Raw genomic sequence first — 16,347 nt, forward strand, 5'->3', positions numbered from 1 at the left:
GACAGGAGCATCTGATGACCGACACCGCCCCCGCAGTCACCACACCGCCACCGACGGACGACGAAGACGCCCGGCTGTCAGATTTCGGCTATACCCAGAAACTGGACCGCTCCGTCGGCAAGCTTGCGTCCTTCGCCATCGGCTTCGCGACGATCAGCGCCACCACGGCGGTGTTCACCGGCTTCGGTGCGGGCTACTTCACAGCGGGTGCACCCTTCGTGTGGACGCTGCTGCTCGCCGCTGCAGTGTTCCTGATCTGGGTGTTCATCGCCGCCGACCTCACCGCGAAGATCCCGTTGGCCGGCTACGCGTACCAGTGGACGAGCAGGATCCACGGCTCGACGCTCGCGTGGTTCACGGGCGTGATGGCTCTCGCGGGATGGGTCTGCGGGATGACCGGCGTCGGTTTCATCCTGTCCGGCTATCTCGGCGGCCTGTTCGGCTGGGACATGACGCAGACCGTCCAGATCTTCGTCGCCATCGGAGTGATGGCGGTCTGCATGCTCGTCAACCTCTACGGCGTGCGCTTCGCCACGATGGTCAACAACATCGGCGTCAGCCTGGAGTTCGTGATCACCATCGGCGCGACGATCCTGGTGGCGATCGTCGCCTTCTCCGCGCCGGAGAACCACCAGTCGTTCTCGGTGCTCTTCACCGGCGGCACCTCCGAGGGCAGCACTCCCTACATCGTCGCGTGGCTGGCCGCGTCACTCGGACCGTTCTTCGGCTTGATCGGTGTCGAGGCCAGCGCCGACGTCGCCGAGGAGACCAAGGACGCGCGGCGGATCATCCCCCGCACGATGTTCTACGCGCTGACCGCCTCGATCATCATCGAGTTCCTGATGTACGTCGTCTACGTGCTGGCGATCAAGGACGCCGCAGCCGTCGAGGCCAACGGCGCCGCACCGATCGAGGAGATCATCACCCAGCAGGTGGGCCCAGTGGTCACGAAGATCATCGTCGCCGTGGCACTCACCAATGTGATGGCGTGCATCCTGGCCAACATCCTGGTCGCGACGAGGCTGACGTACTCGATGGCACGCGACAACATGCTGCCGTTCTCGCAAGTGTGGCGGCACGTCTCCCCCACCAACCGCACGCCCACATATGCGGTGCTCGGACTGTTCGGCCTCTCGACGGCGCTGTTGCTGTTGGCCCTGGTCAGCGAGAAGGCCTTCTTCCTCATCCTGGGGCTCTCGGCACTCGCCGTCTTCGCCACCTATGTGCTGCAGACCGTCGCCCTGATCATCGGGCACCGCCGAGGCACCATCCCCGCTGCCGAACCGGGCACCTTCGACCTCGGCCGCGCGCGGATGCCGATCTACATCGTCGGCCTCATCGTGTTCTCCCTGGTGTGTGCGGCGCTCATCCTGCTGCCCCAGTTCGCAGGCAACAAGTGGGTCTTCCTGGGCCTCGTCGTGCTGGCCGGCGCTTGGGCGGCGACCGGGTTACGCAGGCGATTGGCCACTGGTGAGGCGGGGCCCGATTACGCCAAGACGCACCCGTCCTGACTTCCTGACAGTCAACACTTTCGAAAGGACACAACATGACCAGCACTCTCGGCACCAGCAATCTCGTCGCCGTCGAGCCCGGCGCCATCCGCGAGGCCACTCCGCCCGGTTCGGTGATCCAGTACAGCGACTACGAACTCGACACCTCGAGTCCGTTCGCCGGCGGCGTGGCGTGGATCGAGGGCGAGTACATGCCCGCCGAGGACGCCAGGATCTCGATCTTCGACACCGGGTTCGGCCACTCCGACCTGACCTATACGGTCGCACATGTCTGGCACGGCAACATCTTCCGGCTCGGTGACCATCTCGATCGGTTGCTAGACGGCGCCCGCAAGCTGCGCCTCGACGCGGGGATGACCAAGGACGAACTCGCCGACATCACCAAACGCTGCGTCAGCCTCTCGCAACTCCGTGAGTCGTTCGTGAACCTCACGGTCACGCGGGGCTACGGAAAACGCAAGGGCGAGAAGGACCTGACGAAGCTCGCCCACCAGGTGTACATCTACGCGATCCCGTACCTGTGGGCGTTCCCACCCCAGGAGCAGATCTTCGGCACCACCGCGATCGTCCCCCGCCATGTGCGTCGCGCCGGCCGAAACACCGTCGACCCGACGATCAAGAACTACCAGTGGGGCGATCTGACGGCCGCCAGCTTCGAGGCCAAGGACCGCGGCGCGCGGACCGCGATCCTGCTCGACTCGGACAACTGTGTCGCCGAGGGCCCGGGGTTCAACGTCTGCGTCGTCAAGGACGGCGTACTGGCGTCGCCGTCACGAAACGCGTTGCCGGGCATCACCCGTAAGACGGTGTTCGAGCTCGCCGACGCGATGGGCATCGAGGCCACGCTGCGCGACGTCACCAGCCACGAGCTCTATGACGCCGACGAGCTGATGGCCGTCACCACCGCCGGTGGCGTCACCCCCATCAACTCGCTCGACGGTGAGCCGGTAGGCGACGGCGCGCCCGGCCCGATGACCGTCGCGATCCGGGACCGGTTCTGGGCCCTGATGGACGAGCCCGGCCCACTGATCGAAGCCATCGAGTACTGAGGCGGCGGGAGCGGGCAGCCCGCGGCGTCAGGCGAGCGTCGCGCGAAGCGCCGCCAGCGCCGCAGCACTGCGATCCAGCCGGCCGGGCTCCGGCAGCGCCAGCGCGGGAAGCCAGGGAACGTCCATGTCGAGGTGTCCCAGCCCGCCGAGGATTCCGCAGGCCAGCGCCGCGACGGTGTCGGTATCGCCGCCGAGCATGACGGCATCGCGCGCCGCGTCGGCCAGACCCCAGCGGTGCTGTCCGGATCGCCGGACCACCGTGATGGCCGCGGCCGCCGTCTCGATCCCGTCGAGCGACACACCGTCGTGACCCGGCTGCCAACGGCCGGTGACGGCGTCGGACAACGGCGCCCACACGGTGTCCGGCCTGGCGAACCGGCCTCTGAGGTAACGGATCTCGGTGGACGCCGCGTCGAGGAGGTCATCGATGCCGGCCGCTTCGACGGCCGCCGCGGCCATCGCCGTCACCACGCAGGCGGCGCCGGTCGCCCCCGCGGCGCCATGGGTGGTGCGGGACAGCCGCGTCACGACGCGGCGCCGCAGCCCGGCCGCCGCCGTCGGGATGCCCCAGCCGATCGGCAGTGACCGCATGGCCGCGCCGTTCGTGTCGCCGGTGGGCGCACGCAGACTGCCGGTTCGACCGAATCGTTCGACGGCGGCGTGGGTGCTCGGACCGATCCCGCGGATGCCGGGCACCGCGTCGGCGAGACGGGTCAGGAAGTCCCGCTCGTCCACCTCGGCGCCGTGGTCGGCGAGGTAGTCGGCCACCAGCAGGATCAGTGCCGTGTCATCGGAGGTGGCGCCCGGCGGCCACCCCGCCCGACGCGGCACCTCCGCCACGGCGCCGGGGTCGATGGCCGCAGGCCGGTAACCCTCCCAGGGCACACCTGTGGCGTCCCCGACGGCGAACGCCACGAGCGCCGCGCGGATCCTGTCCTCGAGGGCCGTCATGTCCCCAGCCTGCCCCGCGAGACGGTTCGAGGCGATCGGTCCGGGTAGCCGGTGTCCATGACCAACGATGTGGAGAAGCGGTGGGACGATCCGCCGACCTTCCGGGCGGCGATCACCTACACCGCCGTGGTCGTCGTGGTGGCGGGCATCGCGTTCGCGATCTACGCGCTTGCTGCGCGCGATTCATTGGTGGTGGCCTCGACGGTGCCGGCCATCCTGTTGCTCGGCGGCATCGGCGCCTTCGTGAAGACCTACCGGGTGTGGAAGGCGCGTGGCGCCTGGCCGGCCTGGCAGGGCGCCGGGTGGTTCCTGCTCGCGCTGATGCTGGTGGCGCTGTCGATACCCGGCGCGGCCATCATGGCGGTGCAGGCCGTCGCCTGACGCTCAGCCGCCCACCGAGATCAGCGCGTCCCAGGCCGAGAGTGCCGCGCGTGCAATGGCTTCCAACGTCGCCCGGTCCGCGCCGTCCCTGGCCTGAATGGACATGCCCTGCTGGACGGTGACGTAGAACCGGGCGATGGCCGATACATCGGCGCTCGCTGGGATCTCGCCGTTCTCGACGCCCTCGGTGAGCCGGGCAGCCAGGTCGCGGGTGTTCTGTTCGCGCATCTCGGTGAGGTCGGCGCGGACGGCGTCAGTCGCACCGTTGGTGTGCAGCGCCGAGAGGACCACGAGGCAGCCCGCCGGGCAATCGCCGCGGGTGAACGAGCTGGCGGTCGCCAGGAGGAAGCGTTCGACGGCGCCGAACGCGGTGTCGGCGTCGGTGAGCGCAGACCAGATCTCGCCGCCCACGGTCTGCGTGTAGTGGCTCACCGCCTCACGGAACAGGTCGTCCTTGGCGCCGAAGGCGGCATAGAGACTGGTCGAACCTATCCCCATCGCCGAGGTGAGATCGGCGATCGAGGTGCCCTCGAACCCTTTGTCCCAGAACAACTCCATCGCCCGCTCGAGCGCGCGGGTTCGATCGAACCCCCTCGGCCTGCCGCGTGGCGCCATAGCGTTCCCGCCTCCTGACCAGATTCTGCAACGAATACTACAGAAAGGTCTTGACGCCGCGCCGTCCACCTGCCTAAATTTGCAGCGATCACTGCAGAAATGGAGCGGGCAATGAAGACACTCGATGGGAAGCGCGCATTCGTGACGGGCGGAAGCCGAGGCATCGGCGCAGCGATCGCGAGGAGGCTGGCGAGCGACGGTGCCGCCGTCGCGGTCGGGTACGAACGGTCGGCGGACACCGCGCACGCGATCGTCGACGAGATCACCACCGCGGGCGGACGTGCCGTCGCCGTGCAGATGGCCGCCGACGACCCCGCCTCGATATCGCGCGCCGTCGACGAGGCGGCCGAGGCGCTCGGAGGTCTCGACATCCTGGTGAACAACGCAGGCATCTATCGTGGCGGCCCCATCGAGGAGATGACACTCGACGACGTCGACGCGACATTGAATGTCAACGTCCGGGCCGTGATGCTGGCGTCGCAGGCAGTTCTGCGCCACCTGCCGGCAGGGGGGCGCATCATCTCGACGGGCAGCAACCTGGCGAGCCGCGTACCCGAGGCCGGGGCGAGCCTCTACTCGGCGAGCAAGGCTGCGCTGATCGGCTGGACGCAGGGCCTGGCCCGCGACCTGGGACCGCGCCGAATCACCGTCAACGTCGTGCATCCCGGCTCCACCGACACCGACATGAACCCGGCGGACGGACCGCAGGCCGAGGCGCAACGCGCGAGGATGGCGATACCGCAGTACGGCAAGCCGGAGGACGTCGCCGCCCTCGTCGCGTTCGTGGCCGGGCCGGAGGCGGGCTCGATCAACGGAGCCGGGCTGACCGTGGACGGCGGAGCCAACGCGTGACGTCTGCTGACGCAGATGCCGACCGGGCGCTGCGTCGGGTGTTCATACTGCTCGCGCCCGCGATCGCCTTGGTGGTGGCGACCGAGTTCATCGTCGTCGGCCTGCTGCCGTCGATCGCCACCGACCTCGGCGTGCCGCTCTCGATCGCCGGCCGGCTGACTGCGGTCTTCGCGATCGCCGCGGCGGTGGCGGGACCGGCCGTCACGCTCGTCGTGAGCCGTGTACCACCGCGGGCTCTGCTGGCCGGGGTGCTCGTCCTGTACGCGGCGGGCAACGGCGTCATCGCGCTGGCAACCGATCTCACGCCGATGCTGCTGGCGCGCGCCGTTCAAGGGGCGCTGCTGCCGCCGTTCGTCGGGCTGGGAACGGCCGAAGTCCTGCGCCTGGCGCCCGCGGCGTCGCGCGGCCGCGCCCTCGCCAGGGCCAATCTCGGCTTCGTCCTCGGCGTGCTGCTCGCATTGCCCGCGGGCATCGCATTGGCGCAAGGGGGCAACTGGCGGCTGTCATTCGTCGTGCTCGCGATCGTTCCGTTGCCCGTGGCCCTCGCCGTGGGCCTGCTCTTTCCACGCAGTCGGCGGGCGCACGACGGGCCGCCACCAGGTCTCGCCGGTCAACTCGCCCTGCTGCGCCGGCCCCTGTTCCTCGGTCACCTCGCGCTGTCAGTGGCGATCTTCGCCGCCATGTTCTCGGCCTACACGTATCTCGGAGCCTGGTTCGAAGACGTCATGGGGTTGGATCTGAACCGCCTCGCGCTTGCACTGCTGCTGTTCGGCGCCGTTGGCGTCGCAGGCAATTCAGTGGCAGAACGCGTCGCGGACCGGCGGCCGTTGGCGGCGACGGTGGTCACGTCGGCAGTGCTCGCCATCGCCGTCAACATCGCGGCATGGACAGGAGGTTCGATACTGGCGGCTGTTGTTCCGCTGCTCGTCTGGGGCGTGCTGCACACGGCGGGTGTCACGCTCAGCCAGGTGCGGGTGACGATGGCGGGTGCCGAGGCGCCGGCATTCGCGATGACCTTGAACATCTCGACGGCCAATCTGGGCATCGCCGTGGGAGCGGTCGCGGGTGGTTGGGGCATAGATCGGTGGGGCATGGCCGGATTCGGCGTGATGCCGGCCGCACTGACCGTGGTGGCCCTGCTGCTCGTCGTTCCGCTCAGTGTGCGACTGCGGCCGGGGTCACGTCGCCTCCGACACGGTCCTACGGCAGGATCGAGTCGACGTACCCGCCGTCCACCCGCACCGCCGCGCCCGTGGTGGCCGACGCCAACGGAGACGCCAGGTACGTCACGAGATTTGCGATCTCCTCGGGTTCGATGAGGCGCTGCAACAACGACTGTGGCCGGTGCAGGCGCATGAATTCGCGCTGCGCCTCGTCCCACGGCAGCGAGGAATCCACCAACTCGTAGACGAACTTCTCGACACCCGCGGTGTGCGTGGGCCCGGCGATCACCGAGTTGACCGTGACGCCAGTACCCGCGGCATCCTTGGCGAAGCCCCGCGACACCGCCAGCAGCGCCGTCTTCGACACCCCGTAGTGGATCATCTCCTCGGGGATGACGATGGCCGAGTCGCTGGCGATCTGGATCGCCCGGCCCCAGCCGCGGTCGGTCATCCCGGGCAGATAGCTGCGGATGAGTCGCACCGCGGCGAGCACGTTCACCTCGAAATAGGTGCGCCACTGGTCGTCGGTGATCTCCCGCGCAGGCACCGCGCCGAAGATGCCGAGATTGTTGACCAGGATGTCGACGGCAGGCAGTTCGCGCAGCAGCTCGGCGACGCCGTCGTCGGTGCTGACGTCGGCCGCGATGCCGACCACGTCGCCGTCGAGCGCGGCCACCGCCTCGTCCACCCGGTCACGACTGCGGCCGTTCACCGCCACGCGGGCGCCGGCGGCCGCCAGGCTGCGGGCGATCGCCAGGCCGATGCCCTGGGTGGAACCGGTGACGAGTGCTGTCTTACCGCCGAGATCGATGTTCACAGTGGATTACGACGGCCTCGGCTCCCCGACTATTCCGTCAGCTCTCCACGTGCGACTATTCGTCGTCTCCGCCGACGGTGATCTCGCGGAGCTCCCTCTTGAGGATCTTTCCCGTGGGGTTGCGCGGTAGCTCGTCGAGGAAGATCACCTCGCGCGGCACCTTGTAGCGCGCGAGGTTCTCCTTGACGTAGGTCTTGATCGTCTCCTCGTCGACGCTCGCGCCGTCGACCTTGACGACGAACGCCCGCAGCCGGTGACCCCACTCCTTGTCCTCGACGCCGAGCGCGGTGGCCTCGACGACCTCCGGGTGGCCACTGATGAGGTCCTCGACCTCCGCGGGGAAGACGTTCTCACCGCCGGAGACGATCATCTCGTCGTCGCGGCCGCTGACGTAGAGAAGGCCGTGCTCGTCGAAGTAGCCGACGTCTCCGGAGGACATCAGCCCGTCGATGATCTGCTTGTGGCCACCTCCGGTGTAGCCCTCGAACGGGAAGGTGTTGCCGACGAAGATGCGGCCCACCTCGCCCTTGGCCACCTCCTTGCCGTTCTCGTCGAAGAGCTTGACTCTGACGCCCTTCACGACGGGACCCACCGTGGCCGGGTTCTTCTGCAGATCCTGCGGGCGGGCGATGGAGGCGAACGCTATCTCGGTGGACCCGTAGAGGTTGTACACGACGGGCCCGATGTCCTTCATCGCGCGTGTCGCGAGTTCGGCGCCCAGCTGCGAACCGGACACGAACACGATCCGCAGCTTCGACAGATCGGGCTTGGGGTCCGTCTTCTCCAGCTGGTCGAGGATCCGCGACAGCATCACCGGGACGACGACCATCGCCGTCACCCCGTGCTTCTCCAGATCGTCGAGCACGGTCGCCGGCTTGAACCGCCGCCGCAGCACCAGCGTCGAGCCCAGCATCATCGCGATCGTCGCGTGCAGGAAGCCCAGCGCGTGGAACATCGGTGCGGGCAGTGACGTGATCTCACCGGCCTTGAACGGCACGTGCGACAGCACGCCGCCGATGGGCGCCAGCGACGGCGGGGTGCTGCGGTTGGCGCCCTTCGGGGTGCCGGTCGTCCCGCTGGTGAGGATGATGATCGACGAGTGCTTCGACGCCTTGGGCGCCGGGGTCTTGCTGCTGCGCTCGACGATCTCGGCCAGCGTCTCCGCGGAGCTCTCGGAGGGTTCGTCGGTGTCGGGGTTGGTGCCGAGTGCCCGCAGGAAGCCCAGCTCGGGCTCGGCCTGCGCCATCGCCTTCGTGTACTCGTCGTCGTGGATGATGACCTTGGCGCCTTCGCGCTCGGACACCTCCTTGACCTGCGGGCCGGAGAACTCGCTGTTGAGCAGGATGATGCGGGCCCCGGTACGTGCGGCGCCGTACACCGCGACGAGGAACCAGCGGTGGTTGCGCGCCAGGATCGCGACTCCGTCGCCACCCTTGACGCCCTTCGCGAGAAGGGCGTTGGCGACCGCGTGCGCGGCGGCGTCGAGTTCGCCGAACGTCATCTCGCCGTCGTCGTCGATCACGGCCGCGCGGTGCGGCGTGCGGCGGGCGTTGAGCGCCGGGATCATGCCGAACTCGCCCCATCGGCGGATGTCGGCCAGCATGGCGGCGACGTTCTGCGGCGGCTCGACCTTGAATGCCCCCGCCTCGAACATCTTGCGCGCGTAGTGCAGTTCGGCCGAGCCCCGGTCGAGATACTGCTTGGCCTTCGCGGCAGCCTGCAACGGGAGATCAGTCAGCTTCGGCATGCCCACACCTTATGTGTTCCATGTCGCACCGGAGGGCGGTATCGCCAGTCCCTACCATTGCTGGTATGGCCGGATCCGCGTCGAAGGGTCAGTCGCTCGAGGTGGCCGGTCGGCAGGTCTCGATCACCCATCCGGACAAGGTCGTCTTCGAGGCATTCGAGAGCCGTCCGGCGGTCACCAAGCTCGACCTGATCCACTACTACCTCGCGGTCGCCGACGGTGCGCTGCGCGGCGTCGAGGGCCGGCCGATGATCCTGAAACGCTTCGTCAAGGGCATCTCCGAGGAAGCGGTGTTCCAGAAGCGCGCCCCGAAGAACCGTCCGGATTTCGTCGACGTCGCCGAGCTCCGCTACGCGTCGGGCACCTCGGCGGAGGAAGCGGTCATCCGGGACGCCGCAGGCCTGGCGTGGGCGGTGAACATGGGCTGCGTCGATCTCAACCCGCATCCGACGCGCGCCGACGACCTCGCCCATCCCGACGAGCTGCGCGTCGACCTGGATCCCATGCCCGGCGTCGACTGGCGCCAGATCGTCGCTGTCGCCCAGGTCGCCCGCGAGGTGCTCGAGGACCACGGACTCACGGCGTGGCCGAAGACGTCCGGCTCGCGCGGCTTCCACATCTATGCGCGCATCCACCGCCGCTGGCCGTTCAAGTTCGTCCGGCTCGCCGCGCAGGCGGTCGCCCGCGAGGTGGAGCGGCGGGCGCCCGACCTCGCCACCGCGCGGTGGTGGAAGGAGGAGCGCGAAGGCGTGTTCGTGGACTTCAACCAGAACGCGTTCGACCGCACGGTGGCCTCGGCGTACTCGGTGCGCGCACTTCCCGACGCCCGGGTGTCCACGCCGCTGCGGTGGGACGAGGTGGCCGGGTGCCGACCGGAGGCGTTCACCGTCGCGACCGTGCCTGCCCGGTTCGCCGAACTCGGCGACCCGTGGGAGGGCATGGACGACCACCCGGGCGCCCTGGACGGGCTGCTCGACCTGGCGGACCGGCTGGGGCCGGCCGAGAAGGCGCCGCGGGGGGCCGCCCGCGGATCGACTGCGGGGACCGGACGGCGCCAGTCGACGATGCCGCTGATCGAGATCGCCAGGACCAAGACCAAGGACGAGGCGATGGCGGCGCTGGACACGTGGCGCGGTCGGCATCCCGCGGTCGCCGAACGCCTGGAGCCCGCCGACGTGCTGGTGGACGGCATGCGGGGGCCGAGCTCCATCTGGTACCGGATCCGGATCAACCTCCAGCACGTTCCGCAGGATCAGCGGCCACCGCAGGAAGAACTGCTCGCCGACTACAACCCGTGGGAGAACTACTCCGGCGGTCAGATGCGGGATCGCTGAGCGAACACCTGTCGAGAACTCGGAGAAACGGCCCCGTACCCACGCAACGTTAAGGATATGCGGCCGGATCCTAAGACCTCCATGTGAAACCGGTGGGTAACAAAAGCCGTTGAGACCTGCCGAAATTGGGTTCTTACCAAAGGCTTAGCGGTCACTACCCAGCCGCCTTAGATTGGCCGCTTAGCTTTGGGGTCATGTTCGGAGCGGCAACAAGCGAAACGCCGCTACAGCGAACCAACGGAGGGAGGCAGGTCATGGCACTGAGAAGCGTCGACTCAACCCCCGGTGTTGCCTTTCGATACGGCAACCCGGCGACCGACTGCGACGGCGTCCGGATGCGGGCATGCTGCCGCCAGCTGGCCACCGTGGTGACGGTCAGCGGAGACATCGACACCAGCAACGCCAACTGCGTCCGCGCCTACGCCAAGCGCAACATCCTCGCCGAGAAGCCGCTCGTGATCGACATGAGCAGCGTGACGTCCTTCTCCATGCAGGCCGTCGAGTTGCTGTTCGATCTGGACGACGACTGCTACCGCACCGGTGTCGAGTGGGCACTGATCGCCAGCGCTCCGGTGCTGCAGGCGCTGCGGGCCACCGGCCCGGAGTCCGACTTCCCGCTCGTTGGCTCGGTGCCTGAAGCCATGCACCACTTCCGCGAGGGCATCCTGGCTCGCCGCCGGTTGCTGCCGCTGCTGACCAAGACCGCCTAGAGAAAGTCGAGATAACCATGTTGATTGACGTCCGCTGGCTGTCATTCCTGCTGAAGCGCCGCCACCACCAAAGTCATCCCGCCGCCGCGTAGCGGCGACTGATCGATCCGATCGCCGCCGCCGAACACCGGCGGTGCGGTTCTCCCGACGACCCGAAGGCCGCGGAGCCACCTGGCTCCGCGGCTTTCGTCGGCCGGTGGGTCGATTCACCTGCGTCCCTGCAGCACAGCCTCGATGTTGCGCTCGGCCAGCGCGGTGATGGACATGAACGGGTTGCAGCCGAGGTGGCCGGGCAGCAGCGACGCGTCGTTGACGTACAGGCCGTCGTATCCGTTGACCCGGCCGTAGCCATCGGTGGCGCGGCCGCGCACACATCCGCCGAGCGGGTGAACGGTGTTGGGCGCGAACACCTCCCCGTCGAAGATGTCGTCACGGTACTCGACACCGTTGGCCTGGGTGATCCGGTCGAACACCGCGCGGGCCCGGGCGGTGAGGTGTTCGGTATGGCCTTGGGGCCAGAGGATGTCGATCGAGTCGGAGCCCTTGTCGTAGGTGATCGCGGCGCGGTCACCGGTCTTGACCATCACGTAGTAGCCCAGCGCATAGGTCTCCACCGGTAACGGAATCGAGAACATGCTCGCGTACACCGGGTTGTCTGGATCGTCGCGGCCGTCGAGGTTGATCATGCCCATGATCGACTGCTGCGTGCCTGCCGGTGTGTTGTCACTGAGCATGTGCGCGACCATCATGTCGCCGTTGTTACCGTAGCCGCCGCCGATCTCGGAACTCAGGTTCGGCAGCGTGCCCGTGTCGCGAGCCTTCAGCAGCAGCTTCGTCGTGCCCAGCACTCCCGCGTTGAGATGCAGTTGATCGCAGCCGATCTCCTCGCGGGCCACCTCGGCCCCCCAGCGGTCGATCTCGCGCACCGACACCACGTACTCGCCGCTGCGCTCGCGACGGATGTCGGTGACCTCGGTGAGGGGGCGAAGGCTGACGTTGCCGGTGGCCAGCGCCGCCGCGATGTAGGTCTGATCGACGCTGCCGAAACGCCCGTGGTTGTTGCCGAACTGCTGCTCGAAGTCCAGGGCGGACCGCGGAACCTGCCCCGCCTCTTCTTGTTTCATGTAGTCGAAGGAATAGGCGCTGCCGTTGTAGTCGACGGAGTAACCCGCCGCCGCGGCATACTGCCGGCCCACCCGGGCGTACTGGTAGTAGGGCGTGCGCTCGAACCAGTCCATGTCGCGGTAGTTGATGCGCAGTGTGGACTTCGCTCGCTCGACGTAGGTGCCGAGGAACTCGGCGGGGTCGATGTCGGGAAATGCCTCCCGCAGCTGCGCCGTGGTGGGGATCGCGGCGATCGCCGCGTTGACCATCGACCCGCCGCCCACCCCGATTCCCCGGAAGACGTTGTGGGCGCCGTGCACCGCCTTCTCGCAGATGCCCGCCTGCACCGGCTGGGCCGACGGCGTCCGCTGCGCCACCATCTCCATCGAGATGCCCTGGAACGACGGAACGAGGCTGGGCGGGGTCTCGGTGAACCAGCCCGCCCGGGTGTCGGCGGGCAGCATCCGGGAGAACCGCTTGCCGTCGTCGTCGGCGGCATCCCAGAGCCGTCCCATCTCGAGGATGAGGGTCTGCACGCCCGCCTGCCCGAGCCGAAGCGCGGACACACCGCCGCCGTAACCGCTTCCGACCACGATCGCCGGATAGTGGCTTCGCGTGCGCGTCGGGCGTGCACCTGACTCCAGCCACACCGATGCGCCAGCGGCGCCGGCGGTGGCCGCCACGGCCGCCGCGCCGGCCTGAAGGAACCGTCGTCGCGACAGCACCGTCATCCCCGGCCCTCCGATCCTCCGTCGACTCGGACTAGAGCGAATCTACAATACTTAACTAAAAATGCAATCCTGTGTGTCCTTCATGTCCTGAAGACGAAGTCTGACTTGTCTCGGACGCCACAGTCCGGACAGTTCCAGTCCGGCGGCACCGCGGTCCACGGCGTGCCGGGCGGGAATCCTTCACGGTCGTGGCCTGCATTTTCGTCGTACCGGTAGCCACATTCCGGGCAGAACGCCGAACCCACTGTTGCTCTCCTCTCGCGCGGGCCGACCACGTGCGGGCCGCGCGAAACTGTAAACAGGCTTATGTTACGAACGTGTTACCACATTTGCAGAGTTGGTAACAGCAAGGTAGATAGATAGTCCATGGGATCCACTGCATCGCCCAGTCGCCCCCGGACCGTGCACACCGAGCGCGGCGAGATCCCCATTCCTCGATGGCACGACCCGAAGCGGTACCTCTGGCTACTGGGGGCCGTCGTGCCCGCCAACGTCGCCGCGTCCTGGCTGGCCGTGTACCTCACCGGTAACGGCCTGTTCTGGTGGTTCACCGCGGCACTCGCGTTCGTCGCCGTGCCCGTCCTGGACTGGGTGGTGGGCGACGACGCCGACAACCCACCCGACAGCGCGCTGGCGTGGCTGGAGCACGACCGGCTCTACCGCTGGGCGACCTATCTGTACCTACCCAACCAGTACGGGTCGCTTCTGCTCGCGTGCTGGTTCTGGGCCGGCGGTGGGTGGCTGACGATGTCGGTCGCCGACAAGGTCGGCTTGATGGTCACCGTCGGCATCATCGGCGGCATCGCGATCAACACCGCCCACGAGCTCGGCCACAAGCGCGCACCCGCGGAGAAGCGGCTGAGCAAGGTGGCGCTGGCCCAGACCTGGTACGGCCACTTCTACATCGAGCACAACCGCGGCCACCACGCGCGGGTGGCCACCGCCGAGGATCCCGCGAGCGCGAGATTCGGCGAAAGCCTCTACGCGTTCATCCCCCGCTCGGTGCTGGGCAGCCTTCTCTCCGCGTGGCGGATCGAGAGCGCACGGTACGAGCGCCTCGGCCGGTCCCGCTGGACGCTGCGCAACGATGTGCTCAACGCCTGGCTGATGAGTGCCGTGCTGTTCGTCGTGCTGGTCGCGTGGTTCGGAATCACGGTGCTGCCGTGGCTGATCGGGCAGGCGATCATCGGCTTCTGCCTCCTCGAGGCGGTCAACTACCTCGAGCACTACGGGTTGCGCCGGCAGAAGCTTCCCGACGGTCGGTACGAGCGGGTGCGCGCCGCGCACAGCTGGAACAGCAACACCGTCGTCGCCAACGTCTTCCTCTTCCACCTGCAGCGCCACTCCGACCACCACGCCCATCCGCTGCGGCGCTATCAGTCGCTGCGCCACGCGGACGAGGCGCCGCAGTTGCCCGGCGGTTACGCCACCATGCTCGTGCTCGCCATGGTGCCGCCGCTGTGGCGACGGGTGATGGACTGGCGGGTGGTGCAGCACTACGGCGGCGACATCCGGTTGGCCGCGCTGAGTCCGCGGCACCAGCGGGGCCTGCTGGTCGCCTCCGCACCGGCGGGGTCGGTGGCCATCAGCGAAGCTCACCCCCCGGCGACCGCGACCACCCGCACGACGGTGAAGCGGCGCCGCGAGATCCGCCAGCCCGCGGCGGTGCGGGCGAATTCGTCGTCGTAGAACCCGACGGCATTCACCCCAGAAGTGTTGTCGGCGGACATGATCAGCGCGTCGACGTAGCTGCGCGCCGACGCCGTGTCGCCGTCCACCACGACAGCGTGATTGGTGATCCGGTGCAGCGTATGGCCGGCCATCGCGTGCGTCTGCTCCATGAAGTCCGTCACGGCGTCGACCCCGTCCCAGCTGCCGATCTCGCCGTAGTCGAGGACGCAGTCGTCGGTGAAGACCGTGCGGAACAGCGGCCAGTCCCGGCGGTCGATACCGGTCGCGTAGCGCACCAGGACATCGCTGAGGTCGAGGCGATCCTGCACGTCGGTCATGAGGTCTCCGTTTTCTGCGGGTCAAGGATCAGGCGATGGCGCCGGCGGCCTTGAGGGCGTCGATGCGATCCCAGTCCATGCCGATGTCCATCAGCACCAGTTCGGTGTGCTCCGACGCTTGCGGGGCACGGGTGGTCTCCAGCGGTTCGTGGTTGAACTGCACCGGGCCGCGCACGACCTTGAAAGGCGCGCCGCCGTCGTTGGCCTCGACCTCGACGACCATGTCGTTGGCCAGCGCCTGCTCGTCAGCGCCCAGATCGACGAGGCTCTGGAACGGCGCCCACTGCCCCTTCATCGTCTTGAGGTGGTCACGCCAGTAGTCGAACGGCTTGCTCCGGATCGAGTCCGCGATGTGTCCTGCTGCGGCAGCAGCATTCTCGATCAACGGCAGGACATCGCTGAACCGTGGGTCGTCGGCCAGTTCCGGCAGTCCGAGATGCTCGAACGCGTCGCGGATGTACCCGGTCGGACTCACGATGCAGAGGTTGATGGTGCCACCGTCGGAGGTCAGGTAGTTCCCGAGGAACGGGTTGACCGTCGGCCCCACGGCGTCCGGCAGAAGCGAACGCATGGTCTCGCCGGTCTCCATCCCCTGTGTGACGCTGGCTCCCGCGGCCCACCACGCGGTGCTCAGCAGCGACACGTCGAGTTCGACCGCCTCGCCGGTGCGTTCGCGGTGGAACAACGCCGCCGAGATGCCGCCGGCGATGTTCATCCCGCCGATCGAGTCGCCGAACGCCGGAATCCCTTGCGAGAGCGCGCCTCCCAGCCCCTCGGGTGTCAGCGCGTGCCCGACGCCGCTGCGGGTCCAGAAGGCGGTGCCGTCGAAGCCGCCGGTGTCGCGTTCGGCTCCCTTGTCGCCGTAGGCACTGCCGCGCGCGTAGATGATGTCCGGGTTGGCGGCGCGGATGTGCTCGATGTCGAACTTGTTCTTCTGGCGCTGCGCGGGCATGTAGTTGGTCAGGAACACATCGGAGGTCTTGGCGATCTCGTAGAGCACCTCCTGGCCGCCCGGCGTGGACACGTCGATGCCGACGCTGCGCTTGCCGCGGTTCGGATGCTCGATCAGCGGATGGCGGTTCGGGTCGAGCTGCTTGCCGCCCATGTTGATGAACCCGCGCTGGGTGTCGCCGCGGACCGGATGCTCCACCTTGATCACATCGGCGCCCCAGTCGGCGAGGATGGCCCCCGCGGCCGGAACGAACGTGAACTGTGCGACCTCGAGGACCCGCACGCCGTCCATCACCTTGATCACTTTCGGACCTCTCTCCGTCGAACGGTCTGCCCTCACCCTAGTGGGCCACTTACCGTTGCACCGACGGTACGAAGCCGCCCGATGAACAGGACGGCAACGCCGGATCGCTTTAGGGTCG

The 16,347-nt window shown here is 68.0% G+C and carries 16 protein-coding genes; 8 read left to right on the forward strand and 8 right to left on the reverse strand.

Annotation, left to right across the window (positions count from 1 at the left end; all coding sequences use genetic code 11):
* Window positions 1–14: 14 nt before the first annotated feature.
* Window positions 15–1,511 (forward strand): APC family permease, encoded by a 1,497-nt coding sequence (locus ACPCHZ_RS02325; protein ID WP_423483257.1) that lies wholly within the window; start codon window positions 15–17, stop codon window positions 1,509–1,511.
* Window positions 1,512–1,546: 35 nt separating this feature from the next.
* Window positions 1,547–2,560 carry an aminotransferase class IV gene (locus tag ACPCHZ_RS02330; RefSeq protein WP_423483258.1) on the forward strand — a complete coding sequence of 338 codons (1,014 nt, stop codon included), beginning with the start codon at window positions 1,547–1,549 and terminating at the stop codon, window positions 2,558–2,560.
* 27 nt (window positions 2,561–2,587) lie between these two features.
* Here ACPCHZ_RS02330 and ACPCHZ_RS02335 read toward each other — a convergent pair whose 3' ends face one another.
* Entirely contained in the window at window positions 2,588–3,511 is a 924-nt protein-coding gene (locus ACPCHZ_RS02335) for an ADP-ribosylglycohydrolase family protein (RefSeq protein ID WP_423483259.1), read from the reverse strand.
* 57 nt (window positions 3,512–3,568) lie between these two features.
* Here ACPCHZ_RS02335 and ACPCHZ_RS02340 point away from each other — a divergent pair, with 57 nt between their 5' ends.
* Complete coding sequence (locus ACPCHZ_RS02340; RefSeq protein ID WP_423483260.1) at window positions 3,569–3,892, forward strand: hypothetical protein; 324 nt, start codon at window positions 3,569–3,571, stop codon at window positions 3,890–3,892.
* Between the two features lie 3 nt (window positions 3,893–3,895).
* On the opposite strand, the gene ACPCHZ_RS02345 is transcribed toward ACPCHZ_RS02340, so the two are convergent.
* Window positions 3,896–4,450 (reverse strand): TetR/AcrR family transcriptional regulator, encoded by a 555-nt coding sequence (locus tag ACPCHZ_RS02345; protein WP_423483261.1) that lies wholly within the window; start codon window positions 4,448–4,450, stop codon window positions 3,896–3,898.
* A gap of 168 nt (window positions 4,451–4,618) precedes the next feature.
* On the opposite strand from ACPCHZ_RS02345, the gene ACPCHZ_RS02350 reads away from it, so the two are divergent.
* Window positions 4,619–5,359, forward strand: coding sequence for a 3-oxoacyl-ACP reductase family protein (locus tag ACPCHZ_RS02350; RefSeq protein WP_423483262.1), 741 nt, complete (start codon window positions 4,619–4,621; stop codon window positions 5,357–5,359).
* On the forward strand, window positions 5,356–6,678 hold the full coding sequence (locus ACPCHZ_RS02355; protein WP_423483263.1) for an MFS transporter: 1,323 nt from the start codon (window positions 5,356–5,358) through the stop codon (window positions 6,676–6,678). The genes ACPCHZ_RS02350 and ACPCHZ_RS02355 overlap by 4 nt, the downstream gene beginning before the upstream one ends.
* Here the strand turns inward: ACPCHZ_RS02355 and ACPCHZ_RS02360 are convergent.
* Both ACPCHZ_RS02360 and fadD2 read right to left on the reverse strand, forming a co-directional pair.
* The gene (locus ACPCHZ_RS02360) at window positions 6,560–7,339 is read right to left on the reverse strand and encodes an SDR family NAD(P)-dependent oxidoreductase (RefSeq protein WP_423483264.1); all 780 of its coding nucleotides are present in this window, start codon (window positions 7,337–7,339) and stop codon (window positions 6,560–6,562) included. The two genes, ACPCHZ_RS02355 and ACPCHZ_RS02360, sit on opposite strands and share 119 nt — an antisense overlap.
* Before the next feature lie 55 nt (window positions 7,340–7,394).
* Window positions 7,395–9,086, reverse strand: a complete 1,692-nt coding sequence (fadD2, locus tag ACPCHZ_RS02365; RefSeq protein WP_423483265.1) for a long-chain-fatty-acid--CoA ligase FadD2 — start codon at window positions 9,084–9,086, stop codon at window positions 7,395–7,397.
* 65 nt (window positions 9,087–9,151) lie between these two features.
* On the opposite strand from fadD2, the gene ACPCHZ_RS02370 reads away from it, so the two are divergent.
* Window positions 9,152–10,420 carry a DNA polymerase domain-containing protein gene (locus ACPCHZ_RS02370; RefSeq protein WP_423483266.1) on the forward strand — a complete coding sequence of 423 codons (1,269 nt, stop codon included), beginning with the start codon at window positions 9,152–9,154 and terminating at the stop codon, window positions 10,418–10,420.
* Between the two features lie 254 nt (window positions 10,421–10,674).
* Window positions 10,675–11,130 (forward strand): STAS domain-containing protein, encoded by a 456-nt coding sequence (locus tag ACPCHZ_RS02375; protein WP_423483267.1) that lies wholly within the window; start codon window positions 10,675–10,677, stop codon window positions 11,128–11,130.
* 206 nt (window positions 11,131–11,336) lie between these two features.
* On the opposite strand, the gene ACPCHZ_RS02380 is transcribed toward ACPCHZ_RS02375, so the two are convergent.
* Entirely contained in the window at window positions 11,337–12,965 is a 1,629-nt protein-coding gene (locus ACPCHZ_RS02380; protein ID WP_423483268.1) for a GMC oxidoreductase, read from the reverse strand.
* 80 nt (window positions 12,966–13,045) lie between these two features.
* On the reverse strand, window positions 13,046–13,210 hold the full coding sequence (locus ACPCHZ_RS02385; RefSeq protein ID WP_423483269.1) for a rubredoxin: 165 nt from the start codon (window positions 13,208–13,210) through the stop codon (window positions 13,046–13,048).
* Window positions 13,211–13,331: 121 nt separating this feature from the next.
* On the opposite strand from ACPCHZ_RS02385, the gene ACPCHZ_RS02390 reads away from it, so the two are divergent.
* Window positions 13,332–14,654 carry an alkane 1-monooxygenase gene (locus ACPCHZ_RS02390; RefSeq protein ID WP_423483270.1) on the forward strand — a complete coding sequence of 441 codons (1,323 nt, stop codon included), beginning with the start codon at window positions 13,332–13,334 and terminating at the stop codon, window positions 14,652–14,654.
* On the opposite strand, the gene ACPCHZ_RS02395 is transcribed toward ACPCHZ_RS02390, so the two are convergent.
* Both ACPCHZ_RS02395 and ACPCHZ_RS02400 read right to left on the reverse strand, forming a co-directional pair.
* Entirely contained in the window at window positions 14,561–14,974 is a 414-nt protein-coding gene (locus ACPCHZ_RS02395; protein WP_423483271.1) for a nuclear transport factor 2 family protein, read from the reverse strand. The two genes, ACPCHZ_RS02390 and ACPCHZ_RS02395, sit on opposite strands and share 94 nt — an antisense overlap.
* 28 nt (window positions 14,975–15,002) lie before the next feature.
* Window positions 15,003–16,217 carry a CaiB/BaiF CoA transferase family protein gene (locus tag ACPCHZ_RS02400; RefSeq protein ID WP_423483784.1) on the reverse strand — a complete coding sequence of 405 codons (1,215 nt, stop codon included), beginning with the start codon at window positions 16,215–16,217 and terminating at the stop codon, window positions 15,003–15,005.
* Window positions 16,218–16,347: the final 130 nt, after the last annotated feature.

The sequence above is a fragment of the Mycobacterium sp. NPDC050041 genome (assembly GCF_049541695.1).
Lineage (GTDB): Bacteria > Actinomycetota > Actinomycetes > Mycobacteriales > Mycobacteriaceae > Mycobacterium.

What these genes read in the sequence shown, in the direction of transcription:
- ACPCHZ_RS02325 (WP_423483257.1), top strand. Translation starts at nt 15, where the DNA reads ATGACCGACACCGCCCCCGCAGTCACCACACCGCCACCGACGGACGAC.
- ACPCHZ_RS02330 (WP_423483258.1), top strand. Translation starts at nt 1,547, where the DNA reads ATGACCAGCACTCTCGGCACCAGCAATCTCGTCGCCGTCGAGCCCGGC.
- ACPCHZ_RS02335 (WP_423483259.1), bottom strand. Translation starts at nt 3,511, where the DNA reads ATGACGGCCCTCGAGGACAGGATCCGCGCGGCGCTCGTGGCGTTCGCC.
- ACPCHZ_RS02340 (WP_423483260.1), top strand. Translation starts at nt 3,569, where the DNA reads ATGACCAACGATGTGGAGAAGCGGTGGGACGATCCGCCGACCTTCCGG.
- ACPCHZ_RS02345 (WP_423483261.1), bottom strand. Translation starts at nt 4,450, where the DNA reads ATGGAGTTGTTCTGGGACAAAGGGTTCGAGGGCACCTCGATCGCCGAT.
- ACPCHZ_RS02350 (WP_423483262.1), top strand. Translation starts at nt 4,619, where the DNA reads ATGAAGACACTCGATGGGAAGCGCGCATTCGTGACGGGCGGAAGCCGA.
- fadD2 (WP_423483265.1), bottom strand. Translation starts at nt 9,086, where the DNA reads ATGCCGAAGCTGACTGATCTCCCGTTGCAGGCTGCCGCGAAGGCCAAG.
- ACPCHZ_RS02370 (WP_423483266.1), top strand. Translation starts at nt 9,152, where the DNA reads ATGGCCGGATCCGCGTCGAAGGGTCAGTCGCTCGAGGTGGCCGGTCGG.
- ACPCHZ_RS02375 (WP_423483267.1), top strand. Translation starts at nt 10,675, where the DNA reads ATGGCACTGAGAAGCGTCGACTCAACCCCCGGTGTTGCCTTTCGATAC.
- ACPCHZ_RS02380 (WP_423483268.1), bottom strand. Translation starts at nt 12,965, where the DNA reads ATGACGGTGCTGTCGCGACGACGGTTCCTTCAGGCCGGCGCGGCGGCC.
- ACPCHZ_RS02390 (WP_423483270.1), top strand. Translation starts at nt 13,332, where the DNA reads ATGGGATCCACTGCATCGCCCAGTCGCCCCCGGACCGTGCACACCGAG.
- ACPCHZ_RS02395 (WP_423483271.1), bottom strand. Translation starts at nt 14,974, where the DNA reads ATGACCGACGTGCAGGATCGCCTCGACCTCAGCGATGTCCTGGTGCGC.
- ACPCHZ_RS02400 (WP_423483784.1), bottom strand. Translation starts at nt 16,217, where the DNA reads ATGGACGGCGTGCGGGTCCTCGAGGTCGCACAGTTCACGTTCGTTCCG.